The organism is Streptomyces sp. NPDC058326, from assembly GCF_042879855.1.
In the GTDB taxonomy this organism is placed as follows: Bacteria; Actinomycetota; Actinomycetes; order Streptomycetales; family Streptomycetaceae; genus Streptomyces.
Window position 1 is genome coordinate 1 of sequence record NZ_JBHVZO010000005.1, and the last position, 20,395, is coordinate 20,395.

The 20,395-nt window shown below is 73.1% G+C and carries 15 protein-coding genes and 1 pseudogene; 5 read left to right on the forward strand and 11 right to left on the reverse strand.

Annotation, left to right across the window (positions count from 1 at the left end; all coding sequences use genetic code 11):
• Positions 1–315: pseudogene (locus ACFVYX_RS11575) on the forward strand (sugar kinase); the annotation flags it as partial.
• 13 nt (positions 316–328) lie between these two features.
• Here ACFVYX_RS11575 and ACFVYX_RS11580 read toward each other — a convergent pair.
• From ACFVYX_RS11580 to ACFVYX_RS11600, 5 genes are all read right to left on the reverse strand, one after another.
• Positions 329–1,465, reverse strand: a complete 1,137-nt coding sequence (locus ACFVYX_RS11580; RefSeq protein ID WP_389681133.1) for an XdhC family protein — start codon at positions 1,463–1,465, stop codon at positions 329–331.
• A gap of 45 nt (positions 1,466–1,510) precedes the next feature.
• A complete protein-coding gene (locus tag ACFVYX_RS11585; protein ID WP_389681134.1) occupies positions 1,511–2,986 on the reverse strand; it encodes an NCS2 family permease in 1,476 nt (491 codons plus the stop codon).
• Positions 2,987–3,215: 229 nt separating this feature from the next.
• Positions 3,216–5,615 (reverse strand): xanthine dehydrogenase family protein molybdopterin-binding subunit, encoded by a 2,400-nt coding sequence (locus ACFVYX_RS11590; RefSeq protein WP_389681135.1) that lies wholly within the window; start codon positions 5,613–5,615, stop codon positions 3,216–3,218.
• A gap of 2 nt (positions 5,616–5,617) precedes the next feature.
• Positions 5,618–6,214, reverse strand: coding sequence for a (2Fe-2S)-binding protein (locus tag ACFVYX_RS11595; RefSeq protein ID WP_389681136.1), 597 nt, complete (start codon positions 6,212–6,214; stop codon positions 5,618–5,620).
• 2 nt (positions 6,215–6,216) lie between these two features.
• On the reverse strand, positions 6,217–7,107 hold the full coding sequence (locus tag ACFVYX_RS11600; RefSeq protein ID WP_389681137.1) for an FAD binding domain-containing protein: 891 nt from the start codon (positions 7,105–7,107) through the stop codon (positions 6,217–6,219).
• 303 nt (positions 7,108–7,410) lie between these two features.
• On the opposite strand from ACFVYX_RS11600, the gene ACFVYX_RS11605 reads away from it, so the two are divergent.
• Entirely contained in the window at positions 7,411–9,108 is a 1,698-nt protein-coding gene (locus tag ACFVYX_RS11605; protein ID WP_389681138.1) for a PucR family transcriptional regulator, read from the forward strand.
• Positions 9,109–9,399: 291 nt separating this feature from the next.
• The gene (locus ACFVYX_RS11610; protein WP_389681139.1) at positions 9,400–10,188 is read left to right on the forward strand and encodes a hypothetical protein; all 789 of its coding nucleotides are present in this window, start codon (positions 9,400–9,402) and stop codon (positions 10,186–10,188) included.
• A gap of 33 nt (positions 10,189–10,221) precedes the next feature.
• Here the strand turns inward: ACFVYX_RS11610 and ACFVYX_RS11615 are convergent, their stop codons facing one another.
• From ACFVYX_RS11615 to ACFVYX_RS11625, 3 genes are all read right to left on the reverse strand, one after another.
• Positions 10,222–11,892 (reverse strand): WD40 repeat domain-containing protein, encoded by a 1,671-nt coding sequence (locus ACFVYX_RS11615; protein WP_389681140.1) that lies wholly within the window; start codon positions 11,890–11,892, stop codon positions 10,222–10,224.
• A gap of 127 nt (positions 11,893–12,019) precedes the next feature.
• On the reverse strand, positions 12,020–12,691 hold the full coding sequence (locus tag ACFVYX_RS11620) for a hypothetical protein (protein WP_389681141.1): 672 nt from the start codon (positions 12,689–12,691) through the stop codon (positions 12,020–12,022).
• 60 nt (positions 12,692–12,751) lie between these two features.
• Positions 12,752–13,756, reverse strand: a complete 1,005-nt coding sequence (locus ACFVYX_RS11625) for a GntR family transcriptional regulator (protein ID WP_389681534.1) — start codon at positions 13,754–13,756, stop codon at positions 12,752–12,754.
• A 307-nt stretch (positions 13,757–14,063) separates the two neighbouring features.
• Between ACFVYX_RS11625 and ACFVYX_RS11630 the strand changes: the two genes are divergently transcribed.
• Positions 14,064–14,930 carry a (2Fe-2S)-binding protein gene (locus tag ACFVYX_RS11630; protein WP_389681142.1) on the forward strand — a complete coding sequence of 289 codons (867 nt, stop codon included), beginning with the start codon at positions 14,064–14,066 and terminating at the stop codon, positions 14,928–14,930.
• A 205-nt stretch (positions 14,931–15,135) separates the two neighbouring features.
• Positions 15,136–16,248 (forward strand): DUF2637 domain-containing protein, encoded by a 1,113-nt coding sequence (locus tag ACFVYX_RS11635; RefSeq protein ID WP_389681143.1) that lies wholly within the window; start codon positions 15,136–15,138, stop codon positions 16,246–16,248.
• A gap of 36 nt (positions 16,249–16,284) precedes the next feature.
• Here the strand turns inward: ACFVYX_RS11635 and ACFVYX_RS11640 are convergent, their stop codons facing one another.
• The 3 genes from ACFVYX_RS11640 to ACFVYX_RS11650 form a co-directional block, all read right to left on the reverse strand.
• Complete coding sequence (locus ACFVYX_RS11640) at positions 16,285–16,689, reverse strand: ATP-binding protein (protein WP_389681144.1); 405 nt, start codon at positions 16,687–16,689, stop codon at positions 16,285–16,287.
• A gap of 71 nt (positions 16,690–16,760) precedes the next feature.
• Positions 16,761–18,503 (reverse strand): pyruvate dehydrogenase, encoded by a 1,743-nt coding sequence (locus ACFVYX_RS11645; protein WP_389681145.1) that lies wholly within the window; start codon positions 18,501–18,503, stop codon positions 16,761–16,763.
• A 41-nt stretch (positions 18,504–18,544) separates the two neighbouring features.
• Positions 18,545–20,308 carry a protein phosphatase 2C domain-containing protein gene (locus ACFVYX_RS11650; protein ID WP_389681146.1) on the reverse strand — a complete coding sequence of 588 codons (1,764 nt, stop codon included), beginning with the start codon at positions 20,306–20,308 and terminating at the stop codon, positions 18,545–18,547.
• Positions 20,309–20,395 lie beyond the last annotated feature (87 nt).

Genomic DNA, 20,395 nt, shown 5'->3' on the forward strand with positions numbered 1-20,395 from the left:
CTCGGCGCCGGCTTCGCCGACCTCATCAACCTCTTCCAGCCCGAACGCATCCTCGTCGGCGGCTGGGCAGGCCTCCAGCTCGGCACCCGCTTCCTGGAGACGGTCAGGGGATACGCGAGGGAGTACGCCCTGACGTATCCGGCGGGCCGGGTCGCCATCGGTCTGGGCACGCTCGGCCCGGAGGCGGTCACGGTCGGCGCGGCGATCCTGCCGCTCGCGGACTTCTTCGCCCGGGGCGGCCGGCGGGCCGAGGCGGAGGCCGCCGAGGAGCAGCCGGCCTGGGCCTCGACGGTACGGGAGAGGGCGGCGCACTGAGAGCGCGGAGCCCCTACGCCACAGAACCTATGCGGCCGTCCGGTTCGCGGGGGCCGTCGTGGTGGATCGGGGTGTGGGCGCCGGTGAGGGAGACGCCGCTGCCGCCGCGGCGGTGGGCGACGATCTCGGCGCCGATCGACAGGGCCGTCTCCTCGGGCGTACGGGCGCCGAGGTCGAGACCGATCGGCGAGCGCAGGCGCGCGAGTTCGAGTTCGGTGACGCCCACCTCGCGGAGGCGCTTGTTGCGGTCCTCGTGGGTGCGGCGGGAGCCCATCGCGCCGATGTAGGCGACGGGAAGCGTCAGGGCGGCCTTGAGGAGGGGGACGTCGAACTTGGCGTCGTGGGTGAGGACGCAGAGGACGGTCCGGCCGTCGGTCTCCGTGGACTCCAGGTAGCGGTGGGGCCATTCGACGACGATCTCGTCGGCCTCGGGGAAGCGGGCCGGCGTCGCGAAGACGGGCCGAGCGTCGCAGACGGTGACGTGGTAGCCGAGGAACTTGCCGACCCGGACGAGGGCGGCGGCGAAGTCGATGGCGCCGAAGACGATCATGCGGGGGGCGGGGACGGAGGACTCGACCAGGAGGGTCAGCGGCTGTCCGCAGCGACTGCCGTCCTCACCGATCTCCACGGTCCCGGTGCGGCCCGCGTCGAGCATCGCGCGGGCCTCGCCCGCGGCGGTGCGGTCCAGCTCGGGGTGGCCGCCGAGCTTTCCCTCGTACGTGCCGTCGGGGCGGACCAGGAGGGCCCGGCCCATCAGGTCCTCGGGGCCGGAGACGATCCGGGCCAGGGCCGCCGCCTCCCCCGCGGTGGCCGCGGTGAGCGCGGCGGGGAAGACCCCGCCGCGGACCGGGGTGACGAGGATGTCGATGACGCCGCCGCAGGTCAGGCCGACCGCGAAGGCGTCCTCGTCGCTGTAGCCGAAGCGCTCGACGACGGTCCTGCCGTCGTCGAGGGCCTGCGTGCACAGGTCGTAGACCGCGCCCTCCACACACCCTCCGGAGACCGAGCCGATCGCGGTGCCCTCGCTGTCGACGGCGAGTGCGGCGCCCGGCTGCCGGGGCGCGCTGCCGCCGACGGCCACGACGGTGGCCACGGCGAAATCGCGTCCCTGCTCGACCCACCGGTTGAGCTCTTCGGCGATGTCCAGCATCTCGGTTCTCCTCTGGAAGGTGTGGGGAGGGCGGCGGAAGCGGCGTCAGCCGACGCCGAGCCAGCTCTCGAGCGGGTGGATCGCGAAGTACACGACGAAGATCGCGGTGAGGCCCCACATGAAGGCTCCCACCTCGCGGGCCTTGCCCTGCGCCACCTTGATGACGGCGTAGGAGATGACACCGGCCGCGACACCCGTGGTGATCGTGTACGTGAAGGGCATCAGGACCACGGTGAGGAACACCGGGATCGCGACGGAGCGGTCGCTCCAGTCGACGTGCTTGGCGTTCTGCATCATCATCGCGCCGATGACGACCAGGGCGGCGGAGGCGACCTCGGCCGGCACGATCGCGGTGAGCGGGGTGAAGAAGAGGCAGGCCGCGAAGAAGGCGCCGGTGACGACGGAGGACAGACCCGTGCGGGCGCCCTCGCCGACGCCGGTGGCCGACTCGACGAAGACGGTCTGGCCGGAGCCTCCGCCGACACCACCGATGACACCACCGGCGCCGTCGATGAACAGGGCCTTGGAGAGGCCCGGCATGCGGCCCTTGTCGTCGGCCAGGTTGGCCTCGGAGCCGACGCCGATGATGGTGGCCATGGCGTCGAAGAAGCCGGCGAGGACGAGGGTGAAGACGATCATGGTGATCGTGATGTAGCCGACGTCGCCCCAGCCGCTGAAGGACACCTCGCCGATGAGCGAGAAGTCCGGTGCGGAGACGGCGCTGCCCTTGAGCTCCGGCGCGCCGGAGAACCAGGCGCCCGCGCCCTTGGCCGGGATGTCGGCGACGGCGTTGACGATCATGGCGATGACGGTGCCGGCGACGATGCCGATGAGGATGGCGCCGGGGATGTTCCGGGCCTGCAGCGCGAAGATCAGCAGCAGGGTGACGGCGAAGATGAGGACGGGCCAGCCCATGAGCTCGCCGGCCGGGCCGAGGGAGACGGGACCGCCGCCGGGGGCGGGGTTCTCGTGGACGAAGCCGGCCTTGACGAAGCCGATGATCGCGATGAAGAGGCCGATGCCGATGGTGATCGCGTGCTTGATCGCCAGCGGGATGGCGTTCATGATCATCTCGCGGAGGCCGGTGACCACCAGGAGACAGATGATCACACCGTAGGCCACACACATGGCCATCGCCTGCGGCCAGGTCATGACGGCGATGACCTGCGAGGAGAGCACACCGGAGACGCTGAGGCCCGCCGCGAGGGCCAGGGGGACCTTGCCCCAGAAGCCCATGAGGAGCGTGGTGACGGCGGCGGCGAGCGCGGTCGCGGTGATGAGGGCGGGCTGACTGAGGACGTTGCCCGCAACGTCCTTGCCGCCGAGGATCAGGGGGTTGAGCAGGAGAATGTACGCCATCGCCATGAAGGTGGTGACGCCGCCGCGGATCTCCGTCGCGACGGTGGATCCTCTCTCCGAGATGTGAAAGTACCGGTCGAGCCAAGAGCGGCCGGCGGGGACGTTGGAGCCGGAGCCCGCGTCCTCCGAAGCGGTCTTGGGCTCCACAGACGACTGGGTCATGGGGCCTACTCCCAAGGTTCAAAGGGGCACCCGCATCAGACTTCGAAGGAGTTCGGATCTGGTTGAAGCTGCGGGATTTGGGATGCTGCGTGGGCTGCACGACCCGGGGGACGGCCCGAGACGAACGAAATGAATCGGTACTGCGGTACTGCCGGTGATGCGGGTGGCTCCGGGCGGTACGGGCGTGGAAGTGTGACGTTCCGGGGAGGCACGTACCGCCCGGAGAGTCCTACAGGGTGCCGGTGAGCGCCTCGGGGCGGACCGGCGTCTTGTTGAGCTCCAGGCCCGTCGCGTTCCGGATCGCCGCGAGGACGGCCGGGGTGGACGACAGGGTCGGAGCCTCACCGATGCCCCGCACGCCGTACGGCGCGTTGGGGTCGGCCAGCTCGAGGTAGTCGACCGGGATGGTCGGCGTGTCGAGGATGGTCGGGATCAGGTAGTCCGTGAAGGAGGGGTTGCGCACCTTCGCGGTCTTCGGGTCGACGATGATCTCCTCCATCACCGCGACGCCCAGGCCCTGGGTGGTGCCACCCTGGATCTGGCCGACCACGGAGAGCGGGTTGACCGCCTTGCCGACGTCCTGGGCGCAGGCCAGTTCGATGACCTTGACCAGGCCGAGCTCGGTGTCGACCTCCACCACCGCGCGGTGCGCGGCGAAGGCGTACTGGACGTGGCCGTCGCCCTGGCCCGTGACGAGGTCGAAGGCCTGGGTGGGGCGGTGCCGCCACTCCTCCTCGACCTCCACGGCCTGGTCCTCCAGGACGTCCACGATGGTGGCGAGGGCCTCGCCGCCGTCGGTGACGACCTTGCCGCCCTCCAGGAGGAGTTCGGCGGTGGCCCAGGCCGGGTGGTACGAGCCGAACTTGCGCCGGCCGATCTCCAGGACCCTCTCCCGGACGAGCTCGCAGGAGTTCTTGATGGCGCCGCCGGTCATGTACGTCTGGCGGCCCGCGGACGTCGAACCGGCCGAGCCGACCTGGGTGTCGGCGGGGACGATGGTGACCTGCTGGACGCCGAGCTCCGTGCGGGCGATCTGGGCGTGGATGGTGACACCGCCCTGGCCGACCTCCGCCGCCGCGGTGTGGACCGTGGCGACCGGCTCGCCGTTGATGACCTCCATGCGGATCCTGGCGGTCGAGTAGTCGTCGAATCCCTCGGAGAAGCCGACGTTCTTGATGCCGACGGCGTAGCCGACACCGCGGACGACGCCCTCGCCGTGGGAGGTGTTGGACAGACCGCCCGGCAGCGCGCGGACGTCCGCGCCCTCTCCGGCGGTCTCCCACTGGCGCTCCGGCGGCATCGGACGGGCCTTGACGATGCGCAGCAGCTCGGCGACCGGGGCGGGCGAGTCGACCAGCTGCCCGGTCGGCATGATGGTGCCCTGCTCCATGGCGTTGAGCTGGCGGAACTCCACCGGGTCCATGCCCAGCTTCGCCGCCACCTTGTCCATCTGGGCCTCGTACGCGAAGCAGGCCTGGACCGCTCCGAAGCCGCGCATGGCGCCGCAGGGCGGGTTGTTGGTGTAGAGGCCGACCGCCTCGATCTCGACGTCCTCGACGACGTACGGACCGACGGAGAGGGAGGCGGCGTTGCCGACGACCGAGGCCGTGGACGACGCGTAGGCGCCGCCGTCGAGCACGATCTTGCACTTCAGGTGGGTGAGCTTGCCGTCCTTGGTGGCGCCGTGCTCGTAGTAGAGCTTCGCCGGGTGCCGGTGGACGTGCCCGAAGAAGGACTCGTAGCGGTTGTAGACCATCTTCACGGGCTTGCCCGTGCGCAGGGCGAGGACGGAGGCGAGGATCTGCATCGAGATGTCCTCGCGGCCGCCGAAGGCGCCGCCGACGCCGGCCATCGTCATGCGGACCTTCTCCTCGGGCAGGCCGAGGCAGGGGGCGATCTGCTTGAGGTCCGAGTGCAGCCACTGGGTGGCGACGTACAGGTCGACGCCGCCGTCCTCGGCCGGTACGGCGAGGCCGGACTCGGGGCCGAGGAAGGCCTGGTCCTGCATGCCGAAGGTGTACTCGCCCTTGACGATGACGTCGGCCTTCTTGGCGGCCTCGGCGGCGTTGCCGCGGATGATCGGCTGGCGGTGCACGATGTTCGGGTGCGGGACGTGACCGGAGTGGTGGTCGTCGCGGCCCTCGTGGACCAGGATCGCGTCCGGAGCGGTGGCCGAGGCCTCATCGGTGATGAGGGGCAGCTCCCGGTACTCGACCTTGATCTTCGCGGCGGCGCGGCGGGCGGTCTCCGGGTGGTCGGCGCCCACGAGGGCGACCGGCTCACCGTGGTGACGGACCTTGCCGTACGCGAGGACCGGGGTGTCCTGGAACTCCATGCCGTAGTTCTTCGCGGCCGGCAGGTCGTCGGCGGTCAGGACGGCGTAGACGCCGTCCATCGCGAGGGCCTCGGAGGTGTCGATGGACACGATCTCGGCGTGCGCGACCGTGGAGCGCAGGATCTGGCCCCACAGCATGTCCTCGTGCCACATGTCCGAGGAGTAGGCGAACTCGCCGGTGACCTTGAGGGTGCCGTCGGGGCGGAGGGTGGACTCGCCGACGCCGCCCTTGACGTGCTTCTGGGTGACGTCGGTGGGCGTGCCCGCCGGTACGGTGCGTGTGTTCTGAGCCATCGTCAGACCGCCTCTTCCTGACGCTCCTGGCGCGCGGCCGCGAGGCGGACCGCGTCGAGGATCTTCTCGTAACCCGTGCAGCGGCAGAGGTTGCCGGAGAGCGCCTCGCGGATGTCCGCGTCCGTCGGGGACGGGTTGCGCTCCAGCATCTCGTCGGCCGCGACCAGCAGACCGGGGGTGCAGAAGCCGCACTGGACGGCTCCGGCGTCGATGAACGCCTGCTGGATGGGGCTCAGTTCGACGCCCTCACCGGTCTGCGAGTCCTGACCGGGCTTGGCCTCCCACCGCTTGGCGTGGTCGAGCGAGGTGCCACAGGCGCCCGAGGCGCAGCCACCGTGCTCCTCACGCTGCTTGGCGTACTCCGCCAGGCCCTCGACCGTGACGACCTCGCGGCCCTCGGCCTGACCGGCGGCGACCAGGCAGGAACACACCGGCACCCCGTCGAGGCGGACCGTGCAGGAGCCGCACTCGCCCTGCTCGCAGGCGTTCTTGGAGCCGGGCAGACCCAGACGCTCGCGCAGAACGTAGAGGAGGGACTCGCCCTCCCAGACGTCGTCGGCTTCCTGCGGACGACCGTTGACCGTGAAATTGACGCGCATGGTTATGCAGCTCCCTCAAGCGTGCGGCCGGCGCCGCGGTACTGCTCCCAGGTCCAGCCGAGCTGGCGGCGGGCCATGATGCCGACGGCGTGGCGGCGGTACTTGGCGGTGCCTCGGACATCGTCGATCGGGTTGGCGGCGCCGGAGCAGAGGTCGGCGAACTGCTTCGCGATCGACGGGGTGATGATCTTGCCGTTGTCCCAGAAGCCGCCCTCCTCGAGAGCCGCGTTCAGGAAGGCCTCGGCCTCCTTGGCGCGGATCGGGGTCGGCGCGGCGGAGCCGATGCCGGTGCGCACGGTCCGGGTCTCCGGGTGGAGGGCCAGACCGAAGGCGCAGACAGCGATGACCATCGCGTTGCGGGTGCCGACCTTGGAGTACTGCTGGGGGCCGTCCGCCTTCTTGATGTGGACGGTCTTGATGAGCTCGTCGGGCTGGAGCGCGTTGCGCTTCACGCCCGTGTAGAACTCGTCGATCGGGATGAACCGGCTGCCGCGCACCGACTCGACCTCGACCTCGGCGCCCGCGGCGAGCAGGGCCGGGTGGGCGTCGCCGGCGGGCGAGGCGGTGCCGAGGTTGCCCCCGACGCCGCCGCGGTTACGGATCTGCGGGGAGGCGACCGTGTGCGAGGCGAGCGCCAGACCGGGCAGCTCGGCCCGCAGGTTCTCCATGATCTGGGTGTACGGCACGGAGGCTCCGAGCCGTACGTTCTCCTCGCCGACCTCCCACTCGCGCAGAAGCTCGACGCGGTTGAGGTCCAGGAGGTACTCGGGGCGCCGGTGGTCGAAGTTGATCTCGACCATGACGTCGGTACCACCGGCGATGGGCACGGCCGTGGGGTGCTCGGCCTTGGCGGCGAGCGCCTCCTCCCAGCTGGCGGGGCGAAGGAAGTCCATGGTGGCTCTCTTCTAGTGATTCAGGATCGGGGGTCGCGCAGGGCTACGGGGGTACGGCCGGCCCTCGACTACATGTTCATGTGCTGTTCACGCGGTGTGTGGCCTAGTACACAAGCCCACGATCGCCCGGGTGCAGTCACCGAAAACATGAAGGAGTTGGCTGGGTCCCGTTGTCGTCTTGTAGATTCGAACGAAAGGCGGGGAACAGGAACCTCGCTGTTTTCCCCTGGAAACGGTGGCACCACTCCACCGTCGACAACGCGACACCCTCCACCCCACTGACGAAGGAACGGCGGCGACACGATGCGGCTGCGCGCACTGCTGGAGAACGACGCGCTCGGGCTGCGCCTGCTCGGCGGCGAGGACGAGCTGGACCGCACCGTCCGCGGCGTGATGACGACGGACCTGAAGGACCCGAGCCGGTACCTTTCGGGCGGTGAGCTGGTGCTCACCGGCCTCGCCTGGCTGCGGGAGCCGGCCGACGCGGAGCCTTTCGCCCGGATCCTGGCCTCGGCCGGGGTCGCGGCCCTCGCCGCCGGTGAGGCGGAGCTCGGCGACATCCCCGACGATCTCGTACAGGCGTGTTCGCGCCATCGGCTGCCGCTCTTCGCGGTCAACGAGACCGTTGCGTTCGCGACCATCACGGAACACGTTGTTCGACAGGTCTCCGGCGAGCGGGCCGGCGATCTGGCGGCCGTCGTCGACCGCCACCGGCGGCTCATGACCTCGGGCCCCGCGGGCGGCGGCCCCGAGGTGGTCCTCGACCTGCTCGGCTCCGACCTGGACCTGCGGGCCTGGGTCCTCTCCCCCACCGGCCGCCAGATCGCGGGCGCGGGCGAGCCCCTCCCGGCGGCTCTCGCCGCCACCCTGGCCGGTGAGCACCTGGCCGCCACCCGGACGGGCCGGCGCGGCCCGCACCGGCTGAGCACCGGCGGAACGGCGTACTCGCTCTTCCCGATCCGCAACACCGGCCGGGGTGCCGTCCCCGCCGCCAAGGACGTGCGCGAGACGGTCCTCTCGGACTGGCTGCTGGCCGTCGAGGCGGACGCCGGGGACTGGCCCGCCGCCCGGCTGGACCTGCTCCAGGGCGTCACCCAGCTGATCGCCGTCGAGCGGGACCGCCGCGACGCCGCCCGCACGGTGCGGCGCCGGCTCGCCCAGGAGGTCCTGGAGCTGGTGCAGACGGGCGCGGCGCCCGCCGAGATCGCGGCGAGGCTGCGGGTCGCCGCCCCGGTGCTGCTGCCCGGCCTGGGCACGGCCCCGCACTGGCAGGTCGTCGTCGCCCGGGTCGAGTGGGAGCAGGAGGCCGGTCAGGGCACCGCCGTGGACGGCGGCCCGGTCGCCCAGGCGCTCCTGGAGGAGATCCTCGTCGACCCGGCGACCGTGGGCGCGGAGTCGGCCGACCGGATCGCCGTCGCGCACAGCGGCGACGAGGCCATCGCGCTCGTACCGCTGGCGACGGGGCCGCTGCCGGAGAGCGAGGACGAGGGCCCGGGGCCCGCGCTCGGCCTGCACGCGGACGCGCTGCTCGCCGCCGTACGGGCTCCGCTCTCGGCCGGCCTCGCCGACGACGGCCGGCTCACGCTCGGGGTCAGCGCGGCCGTGCACTCGGCGGAGGGCCTCCGCGGGGCCCTGGAGGAGGCCAGGCACGCCCGCCGGGTCGCCGCCGCCCGTCCGGGCCGGGTCTGCGCGGCCGGCCACCACGAGCTGGCCTCGCACGTGCTGCTGCTGCCGTTCGTCCCGGACGACGTCCGGCGCGCGTTCACGGCCCGGCTGCTCGACCCGCTGCGCGACTACGACCGGCGTCACCGGGCGGAGCTGATCCCGACCCTGGAGGCGTTCCTGGACTGCGACGGCTCCTGGACGCGCTGTGCGACCCGGCTGCACCTGCACGTGAACACGCTGCGCTACCGGGTGGGCCGGATCGAGCAGCTGACCGGACGCGATCTGTCGCGTCTCGAGGACAAGCTCGACTTCTTCCTCGCCCTGCGGATGAGCTGAGCGTCCCGTTCGGGATTCACCCCTTCGGGCGAGTCCGGTGGAGTGACGTCCGGGCCGGTGACGGTCCGGGCGCCGGGACGGCCGGCGGGCCGCTCCGGCGCCTGATCACGGGCCCCCCGATGATCTGACGGGGTGTCGGCCGCCCTCGCGGCAGCCGCACCCCGATCCGCAGGCCTCTTGTGAATTCTTTCACCTGACCCCTTGGCCAGGTACTCCCGTTCGTGCTCTGATGCGGTTCTCACTCAACAGCTCAATGGCGCGCTCGGGGAGGGCAATGTGGCGGATACCGCCATGTCTGGTTCCGAATCAAGGGGCGGCGAAGATCCGTCCCTCGCCTATGGCAAGGAGACCCCCGTGGAGACCGCCATATGGCGACTCCGGTCCCGGGGGTGCTGGACGGACGCGGCGGCACTGCTCGCGCCGCACGCGGCCGAACCGGCCGCCGCACTCGAACGGGCCGCGCTGCTGATCGAGCGCTGCCTCTACACGGAGAAGGGCTGGGCCGACGCCGAGGAGGCGCTCCGGGCGGCGGAGGCGGTGGCCCGTACGGACGAGGAACGCGGGGCCGCGGCCTGTGAACGCGGCTATCTGGCCTACGCGTCCACGCTTCTCGGGGTCCGCGACCGGGCCGACGAGGCACGGATGGCCCTCGGCAGGGCGGCCGCCCTGATCGCCCCTTCCGCCGAGGGCAGACCGCTGCTCGACCTGCGGCGGGGACTCATCGCGCAGAACCTCGGCGACTCCCCGCAGGCGGCGCGGGCCGCGTACCGCAGGGCGCACGCGGGGGCCGTCGCGCAGGGAGACTCGTTGCTGCTCTCCTCCACCTGGCGGCATCTCGCCGGACTCGCGCTGCGGGAGGGGGAGTTGGCGGAGGCCCGGCACGGTTTCGCGGAGTCGCTGCGCATCCGGGAGGAGCTGGGGTACCTGGTCGGTACGGCCCCGGCGCTCACCGCCCTCGCCACCACGGAGACGGAGCCGGAGGCGGGCCGTCTGCGCGCCGAGGCCCGTCGCCTCTTCCGCCTCCTGGGCGGGGTGCCGACCTGGCTCGCGAGCCAGCTGACCCCCCAGACGGCCACCTGAACTCACCTCAGTCGGCCGGTCGGTGACGGCTGCTCAGCTTCTCGGTGCGAGGCACACCAGACTCTCGTCGGTGCCGATGAGCAGGGAGCCGGCGCCGGTGACGGCGACCGCGCGGACCGGGGGGCCCGGACGGAAAGCCAGCGTCCGGCCCCCCTCGGGGCGGTGCAGACCGACCAGACCGTCGGCCCAGGCCACGGCGACCAGCGGGCCGTGCGGAGTCTCCGTCGCGTGCAGGGAGACCACCGGCGAGCGGCGTTCGACGAGGGGCTCGGAAAGCGGGTCGCGGCCCGGGGTCCAGATCCGTACCGTCCCGTCGGCGCCCCCGGAGCAGACGAACGGCGTCGTGGACTCGACTGCCGAGACCGCCGTGACCCGGCCGCTGTGCGAGGCCGCCTGGTGCAGACCCGTCAGACCGAAGGCGTGCACGGAGCCGAGCCGGTCCCCCACCACCACCGAACCCGCGATCGCCGCGAGGGCCGTGCCGGGATGACGGGCCAGGGTCGCCGAGACCGCCTCCGTGAGGCGTTCCAGGTACGGGGCCCGGGGCGCCGCCCCCCGTACGGTGTGCAGCCTCCCCCGGTCGTCCAGGAGGAGCACCGTGCCGTCGGGCGCGGGTGCGAGCGCGGTGATCCGGCCGGGCACGGTGTGCGCGAGCCGTCCCGCGGGGCTGGCGTCGGCCTCGTGGAGCAGCCGTACGGTGCCGGTGCGGTCGCCGACGAGCAGGGTTCCCTCCAGGGGGCCGCCGGCCGCCCCGAGCACGGTGACGGGCCCCGGCCAGGGCGGGGTCAGGTCGCCGCGGTGACGGGCCCAGCGGAGCCGCCAGGGGGCGCCCTCCGCCAACTCGCGCAGGGCGGGGCGCAGTCGGGGGTCGGCGCCGTCGCCGAGCGCCGCGAGGAGCACCAACGCGCGTTCGGCCGGGGGCTGTTCGCGGCAGAGGGACTGTCCGGCCCTCATCCAGGCGGCCCGCAGCCCGCCGTGGTCGCCGTCGGCACTCTCGCCGGGACGGGCGGACGGCTCGGGGCCGTCGAGGGTGCCGGGAATTCCGGCGGCGGCTGAACCGGTGACGTACGCCGTGGTGACGAGCAGCGGATCGGCGACGCAGACGGCCACCGGGTCGGAGAGGTCCGGCCCCGGCCGGGCCGGCCGCTCGGGGGCGCCCGCGGCGGGGTCCGGTTCGCCGTCGAGGTCCACGACGGTGACCCGGCGGCCGGCGCGGAGGGCTTCGGGAGCCGGGGTGTCGCTCCGGGCCTCGACGACGAGCCGGACCCGGCCCACGCCCGCGAGTTCGGCGATCAGTTCGGTGAGGGCGGCGGGTTCGGCGGCGGCGTGCAGATCGGTCAGGAGGAGGACCGTACGGCCGGCGGGCCGGGCCTCGCTGGTGGCGAGGGCCTGCACGAGGTCGCCGGGCGATCTGGCCACCACGCCGAGGCGGTCGGCGATCGTCCAGGTGGCGCCGAGCGCGCTCTGACCGGCGAGCGGGACGATCATCCGGGCCGCTCGGCGGCGCGGCCGGCCGGCCCTCGGCCCGTACGCGGCGAGCCAGCCGAGCAGGGCCGTCTTGCCGCTGCCGGGGGCGCCGGTGACGAGGCAGAGCCGGGGCGCCTCGGGATCGGTGAGCCAGCCGAGCAGGGCCGCGGCCCCGGCTTCCGTGCCGGTGGCGGGTCGGCGTCCGTCCCCTGCCGGGGACGGGGTCGCGGACGGCATGGGACACCTCACGGGCGACGCGGTACGGGCGGCTGTCGCCCTTGACCTTAGTGGGCGCGGGCCCCCGGGTGACCGCCCCGTCGTGGGTACGGTCCGCCGGGAGCATCCGCGGGTTTCTCGGGGCGGGTCAGGCGTCGGGGTCGCCGCCCGCCGCGACGACCTTGAGCCGGCCGACCTGGAGCTGGGCGGCGCCCTCCGCGCGCTCACGTCCGAAGTCGTCGGTGATCACGTAGGAAAGGACGGTGCCGATCCGCATGTAGACACCGACGAAGTCGTTCCTCTCGATGGCGAACCACTCGTCGGCGCCGCCGCTCTCGACCTTCACCGGCGTGTAGCGGCCGGACGGGCCGTTGAACTCCTTCTTGTGCTTCTCCAGCGTCTTCAGTACGGCGGCGGCCTCCTCCTCGGTGCCGAAGGAGGCGAGGATGAAGGTGGCCCCCGTGTCCGAGCTGGAGCCGGCCAGGGCCAGGTCCTTCAAGCTGAAGCTCTTCACACCGGGGCACTCCACCTCCAGCCTGTCGAGGCAGGCCTTCCCGGACTCCGCCCCCTGCACAAGCACGGGATCACCGGCGCCGTACGTGCCGTCGGTGAACTCGGACGAGTGCGGCAGGGCGTTGATCATCCCGGCCTCGTCCAGCGAGACCGGCGGCACCTTCTGCTCGCCCTCCCCCTGGCCCTCCGCGATTCCCGGGATCACGTCGTTCCCCGTGACCGCGTCGGCTCCGTCACCGTCTCCGCATGCCGTGAGCGCGAACACCATCGCCGCCGCGACGGCGATCCCCCGTACGCCCGTCCTCATACTGATTCCCCCTGTGGCTTTGCCGGTTGACATGATCATCAACCTTAGCGGGCGGCAGGGTCAGGCGTTCGAGCCGGTGAAGTGTTCGCGAACGAGGGCTTCGACGACCGGGAGGTCCTGGGCGATCAGCGCGTCGAGCAGGGCGGTGTGCTCGGCGGCGTCGGCGACGAGCACACCGTGGCGGACGACCGGCGCGCTGATCAGGGGCCACTGGGAGCGGCGGTGGAGGTCGTCGGCGACGGCCAGGAGCTGCTCGTTCCCCGCGAGGGAGAGGACGGCCCGGTGGAACGCCCGGTCGGCCTCGGCGTAGTGGGCGCGGTCGCCCCGGGCCGCGGCGGTCGAGGTCGCCTCGGCGAGCGGGCGGAGCTCGGCCCAGCGGGCGGCCGGGATCGTGCGGGCGAGCCGCAGCATGACCGGGACCTCGATGAGAGCGCGGACCTCGGCGAGTTCGGCGAGCTCGCGGGGGGTCCGCTCGGTGACGCGGAAGCCGCGGTTCGGCACGACCTCGACGGCGCCCTCGACGGCGAGGCGCTGCATGGCCTCGCGGACCGGGGTGGCCGAGACGCCGAACCGCTCGCCAAGGGCGGGAGCGGAGTACACCTCGCCGGGGACGAGCTCGCCACCGACGAGGGCGGTGCGGAGCGCGTCGAGGATCTGGCCGCGGACGGAGTGCCGTACGACACGGGGGGCGGACGCGGGTGCGGCGGCGGGAGCGGCACCGGGGACGTCCCGCTCGCCGTGGGTGTGCTCGCCCCGGGCGGACTCGGCACGTACGGATTCGGCCCGGGCGGACTCGGCACGTGCAGACCCGCCCCGGGCGGACTCGGCACGGGGGAACTCGGCACGTGCAGACCCGCCCCGGGCGGACTCGGCACGGGGGAACTCGGCTCGTGCAGACCCGCCCCGGGCGGACTCGGCACGGGGGAACTCGCCCCCGGCGGACTCACCCCGAACGGACTCGGCACGGGGGAACTCGCGTCGTGCGGACTCGCCCCGGGCGGACTCCGCGCCGCGGGACTGCCCCGCGTCGGCGGCCTGGCCGGTGCCGCCCGGAGGCCGTCCGATGCCACGGGCCTGCTCCGGCACCCGTACGGCCTCCTCCGAGTCCCGGGCGGCGGCGTCGCCGGAGGGCGGGGACGGTCTCTCCGTCGCCCGCTCGCGCGCTGCGCCCTGCTCCACCCGGGTCCTCCTGCGGCCTCGTGCCGGGCCCGGCTCGCGTCGACCGGGTCCTCTGTGCACCATAGGCGAACGGACCGACATCAGGGCGTGAGGGCTGCCTCGCTGGTGGGGGCGCCCGGGCCGGTGGTGAGAGGCGACTCCGAATCGGGTAAGGTAAGGCTAACCTGCCAACGCTCGCGATTCGGTGGTCCGCATGACCGTCCCCGCCCTGGTGCCCGCTCCTCCGGCCTCGCCCGTCGCGGCCGCCTACGCGCGCCTCGCCGAGGTCTTCCCCCATCTGCGGATAGAGGAACCCGCCCCGGGTGAGCGACTGCCGCGCGGCGCCGGCTGGGTCGGCGCGGAGGACCTCGCGGCCGGCGGCCCCGACCTCGACGCCTTCCTCGCCTGGGACAACGCGCAAGTGCTGCGCGACTACGGCACGCAGGCCCGCCCCGACGTCGTCGCCAGCTTCGGACTGCACCGGTACGCCTGGCCCGCCTGTCTCCTCGTCACCGTCCCGTGGTTCGTGGACCGCAGGGTCCCCCGGCTGCCCGCGGGCAACGTGTCGTTCCAGCGGGCGCTCGGCCGGCTGGCGGTCCGGGTGGAGGAGTTCGCCTGCCTGCCGGGCGACCCCGCCGCCACCCTGCCCGGCGCCCGGGTCGTCGCCGACGAGGACGCACTGCGGGCCGAGGTGCGCGCCTCGCTCGCCGAGCACTTCGAGGCGATCCTCGACGGCTTCGGGCCCCGGATGCGGCGCGGCCGCCGGGCCCTGTGGGGGATGGCCACGGACGAGATCGTCGAAGGCCTCTGGTACGTCGGGACGCTGCTCGGCGAGGAGCGGCGGGCGATGGACGAGCTCGAACTCCTGATGCCGGGCACGGCCAAGCCGTACAAGCCGTACGCGGGCTCCGCCGGCTTCCGCGAGCTGACCGGCTCCGAGGGGCCGGACGGGGCTCCGCGCGCCACGCGCGACCGGGCGACCTGCTGCTTCTTCTACACGCTGCGGCCCGACGACACCTGCCTCACCTGCCCGCGCACCTGCGATGCCGACCGGGCCCGGCGCCTCGCCGCGACCGCCTGAGGCTCCCCGGGTGATTACGCCACCCTGACGGGTGACGTCCATCGAACTCAAACCCCTCCCCTTGCACGGGTGTTCGACCAGATCGCACCTATTCGTATGCCCTGGCGCCCCGATGGCGTGCTCTTGCCCGGAAACCCCTTGAGCACCCCGCGGGGTCGGCCAGTATGGGCCGCCAAACGCCCTACTGCGATGCAAGGGACACCGCATGAGACTGACCGACATATCGCTGGACTGGCTGCTTCCGGGCGGCGTGATGGTGGCCGGAGTCCTGACGGCGGTGGCGGTGCTCGCGCGCGGGAAGCGCGCCGGTGACCAGGCCGCGGCCGAGGACTCCTGGGAACGCAGCGAGGAGCGCCGCAGACGGAAGGAAGCCGTGTACGGCACCGCTTCCTACGTCCTCCTCTTCTGTTGTGCCGCGGTCGCCGCGGCGCTCTCCTTCCACGGACTCGTCGGCTTCGGCCGGCAGAACCTCAACCTCTCCGGCGGCTGGGAGTACCTCGTCCCCTTCGGCCTCGACGGCGCCGCCATGTTCTGCTCGGTGCTCGCGGTCCGCGAGGCCAGCCACGGCGACGCGGCCCTCGGCTCGCGCCTGCTCGTCTGGCTCTTCGCGGGCGCGGCCGCCTGGTTCAACTGGGTGCACGCACCACGCGGCCTGGGCCACGACGGAGCCCCGCAGTTCTTCGCGGGCATGTCCCTCTCGGCGGCGGTCCTCTTCGACCGGGCCCTCAAGCAGACCCGGAGGGCCGCGCTGCGCGAGCAGGGCCTGGTGCCCCGTCCGCTGCCGCAGATCCGGATCGTCCGGTGGCTGAGGGCGCCCCGGGAGACCTTCGCCGCCTGGTCGCTGATGCTTCTGGAGGGCGTACGGACCCTGGACGAGGCCGTCGACGAGGTCCGCGAGGACCGGCGGGAGAAGGAGCAGAACCGCATCCGCCGGCGCGACCAGGTGAAGCTCGACCGGGCGCGGCTCAAGGCGATCAACCGTCAACACCGCGCCTTCGGCAGGGGCGGCGGGCGGCAGGTCGAGATGGCCGCGCTCAACGCCGCGCCCGCTGCCGGTACGGGCCCCGGCCCGGGGCCGGGAGCCGGCAGCGGCGGCCAGGGTTCCGGTTCCGCCTCGGCGTCCGTCCAGGCCGCCGTCGCGGAACCCGCCATAGCGGACCCGGGACAACTGCCGCTTCGACCCCGGCCCTCCCTCCAAGCCGTCAGGGGCAGTGACTCCCGGACGGTGGACCTCACCGCGGAGGACGACACCCAGACGCTGCCCCGTCTCGACTCCCTGGAGCGCAAGCTCAAGGACCTGGAGCAGCAGTTCGGCTGAGCACCACCGTCCACCGCACACCGGCGGGGCCGCCTCTCAGGCGGCCCCGCCGTTCAGTTCGAACCACACCACCTTGCCGGCCCCGTGCTCCTCGACCCCCCAGGAGTCGGCGAGGGCCTCGACGAGGACGAGCCCCCTGCCGTGCGTACCGTCGTCGGCGGGCGGTACGTGCGGTGGGGCGAGTCCGGGGACGAAGTCACGGACCTCGACCCTCAGCTGCTCGGGAACGACCGTCGCGGTGACGACGGCTCCGTGCTCGGTGTGGACCAGGGCGTTGGTCACCAGTTCGCTGGTGAGCAGTTCCGCCACGTCGGAGGCGCCCGGCCCGCCCCACCTCCGCAGCAGTGCTCGCAAGGCGTGTCGCACCTCCGGCACCGCGGTGAGATCCGCGCATCCCACCTTTCTGAGCAGTTGAGTCGGCTGTCGTGACTCCCCGGACATGTCCCCCCACCCACAGGTCGCGTCGAACAGGCTCACGGGGATGCATGCCCCGCCAAGACGCCCGCATTCCCTCAGGGTCGGGGCACGTTGCGCAGGTTGGAGCGCGCCATCTGCAGCATCCGGCCGACGCCCCCGTCGAGGACGATCTTGCTGGCGGAGAGGGCGAAGCCGGTCACCATGTCGGCGCTGATCTTCGGGGGGATGGAGAGCGCGTTGGGGTCGGTGACGACATCGACGAGCGCCGGGCCCTTGTGCTTGAAGGCGTCCTTGAGGGCGTTCGTCAGCTGCTTGGGCTTCTCGACCCGGACTCCGTAGGCGCCGGCGGCGCGGGCGATCGCCGCGAAGTCCGGGTTCTTGTTCGTCGTTCCGAACGAAGGGAGTCCGGCGACCAGCATCTCCAGTTCGACCATGCCGAGCGAGGAGTTGTTGAAGACGATCACCTTCACCGGCAGGTCGTACTGCACGAGGGTGAGGAAGTCGCCCATCAGCATGGAGAATCCGCCGTCGCCGGAGAGCGACACGACCTGGCGGTCGCGGTCGGTGAACTGGGCGCCGATGGCCTGGGGCAGGGCGTTCGCCATCGAGCCGTGGCTGAACGAGCCGATGATCCTGCGTCGCCCGTTGGGGCTGAGGTAGCGGGCCGCCCAGACGTTGCACATTCCCGTGTCGACCGTGAACACGGCGTCTCCGTCGGCCAGTTCGTCGATCACGGAGGCCACGTACTCGGGGTGGATGGGGACGTGCTTCTCGACCTTGCGGGTGTACGCCTTGACGACGCCTTCGAGGGCGTCGGCGTGCTTCTTGAGCATCTTGTCGAGGAAGCGGCGGTCCTTCTTGGCCCGGACGCGCGGGGTGACACAGCGGAGGGTCTCGCGGACGTCTCCCCAGACGGCGAGGTCGAGCCGGGAGCGGCGGCCGAGGTGCTCGGCCCTGACGTCCACCTGGACGATCTTCACGTCGTCGGGCAGGAAGGCGTTGTACGGGAAGTCGGTGCCGAGCAGGATCAGCAGATCGCACTCGTGGGTGGCCTCGTAGGCGGCGCCGTAGCCGAGGAGGCCGCTCATGCCGACGTCGTACGGGTTGTCGTACTGGATCCATTCCTTGCCGCGCAGGGCGTGGCCGACCGGCGCCTTGAGCCGTTCGGCGAACTGCATCACCTCGGCGTGCGCCCCGGCGGTGCCGCTGCCGCAGAAGAGCGTCACCCGGCCGGCCTCGTCGATCATCCGTACCAGCGCGTCGATCTCGGCGTCCCCCGGACGGACGGTCGGCCGGGTGGTGACGAGGGCGGTGCCGGCCGCCTTGTCCGGGGCCGGCTGGGAGGCGATGTCGCCGGGCAGCGAGACCACGCTGACGCCCCGGCGGCCGACGGCGTGCTGGATCGCCGTGTGGAGCAGCCGGGGCATCTGCTGCGGGTTGGAGATGAGTTCGCTGTAGTGACTGCACTCGCGGAACAGCTGGTCGGGGTGGGTCTCCTGGAAGTAGCCGAGGCCGATCTCGCTGGACGGGATCTGCGAGGCGAGGGCCAGGACGGGGGCCATCGAGCGGTGGGCGTCGTAGAGCCCGTTGATGAGGTGCAGGTTGCCCGGCCCGCAGGAGCCCGCGCAGGCGGCGAGGCCGCCGGTGATCTGGGCCTCGGCGCCCGCGGCGAAGGCCGCGACCTCCTCGTGCCGCACCTGGATCCAGTCGATCGCGGGGGTACGGCGGATCGCGTCGACGACCGGGTTGAGGCTGTCACCGACGACGCCGTACAGGCGCCGGACGCCCGCGCGGACGAGGATGTCGACGAACTGTTCCGCCACGTTCTGTTTGGCCATGGCTCCATCAACACACGGCCCGGCGGCTCGCGCCCGGTGGATTAGGCCTCCCAGACGCCCACCCCCGTACGGTCGTCGGCGTAACCGGTCACCCGTAGCTGGGTGTCCGCGAGGAACTCGGCGAGGCCGGGCGGCTCGGCGTCGGTCCAGCGGGCGGCGAGTTCGCGGGCGAGCGCGGGTTCGCCGCGCATCGGCTCCGCGAGGCCGGGCGAGGCGAGGAGCAGGGTGTCACCGGGGCGGGCGACGGACGCACGGAAGCGGAACGGCTCGGCGGGCGGCGGCACGGGATCCTCAACGAGCGGGGCGGACGCGGTGGTGATGCCGAGGTCCATGGTGAGCCGGTCGCCCTCCTCGGTCTCGGAGGTGACGGCCTCCGGGGGCGGCGAGCCGAAGCCGACGACGGGGGCACCGGTGACGGCGGCCGGTTCGGGCAGGAGCGGTTCGATGTCCTGCCATGCGCCGTCGCGGAGCCGGAACAGACCGCCGCCGCCGATGCCGAAGAAGACCCGGGTACGGCAGCCGGGGTCGGCGGGGACGAGCAGACAGCGGAGGGTGGCGGTGTACTCGTCGGGGGCGAGGCCCCGTTCGGCCGCGCGGGCCCTGAGCTTGCCGTAGGTACGGTCGGTGAGCCGGTGCAGTCCTGACTTGAGGTCGCCCCGGCGGCCGGACCTGATGTCCTCGGAGAGCCGGGCGTGGCTGCGGCAGACGGCCTCGGCGATCCACCGGCAGGCGTCGGCGGCGGCGAGGTGGGCGTCCTCCGCGGCGCGGGACCCGGCGGCGACGGCGACGAGGACGAGCGCGGTCTCGTCGTGGCCGAAGCGGGCGGTGAGCAGGGCGTCGCGGCGGGGTTCGCCGCGGTAGCGGGCGGAGTCACCCCGTACCGAGGCGGCCCGTACGGTGCAGGTGCCGTAGCGGGCGCCGTCGAGGACGGTGTCGGAGACGAGTTCGCCGAGCTCTCCGGGCCGGGCGACGGGCAGGGCGGTCGGCTCGGGCTCGTAGGTGGGCGGGCGGCTGCCGACGAATCCGGTACGGGGCCGGGGCACGGAGACCTCGACGGTGAGCCCGGGCCCGTCACCCGACCGGTCCTCGGACTGCGGCCCTGGCGGGTCGGGCTCCGGGGACGCCGGCACCCGCGCGGTGGCCGCCTCCGCGGGCGGGGCGACCGGGGGCGGCGGAGCGGGAAAGGTCCTGGGTCCCTCCGGGGGCGCCTCCCAGGGCGCCCGGTCCGCCACGAGCGGCACGGATCGCGGCGCGGAGGCGGGGCCGGGGGCGGGCGGCGCCGGTGCGCCCGGCGGCCCGGCGGGGGCGAGCGGCGGTGGCACCGGCGGGGCAGCGGGGCCGGGCGGCGGCCCAGCGGCAGGGGCGAGCGGCCCACCGACGGAGGGCGGCGCGACAGCCGGGGGCGGCGCGGCGACTGGGGACGGCGGGACAGCTGGGGACGGCGGGGCGGCCGGGGACTGCGGGGCGGCCGGGGACTCCGGGGCGGCTGGGGACGGCGGGGCGGCCGGGGACGGCGGGGTTGCCCGGCGTGGCGCCGTGGCCGGGCTCGGTGGAGGCGGCGACGTCGGCCGCGGTGGCGGTGGTGGGCCGGTCACCGGCGCCGCCGGCGGGTCGGCCGTGGGTGCCGGTGGGCCGGCGGCCGGAGCCGGCGGCGGGTCGGCCGTCGGTGCCGGCGGGCCCGTCGTCGCGCGGGTGGCCGCGGCGAAGTGGTCGTCGAGCGTGTCACCCGAGACCGCCGGGGCCGTGTCCGGCGCCGACTCGCCGTAGAGCTTGTCCCACCAGTTGCTGTCCCCCTGCTGAGTCATGCCCTTATTGTCCACCGCGCACGGCGCCCGAAAACGGGACATCAGGAAAACCGTTGCTGCAAATGGGTGGTCCGCCGGGCGGCCCCA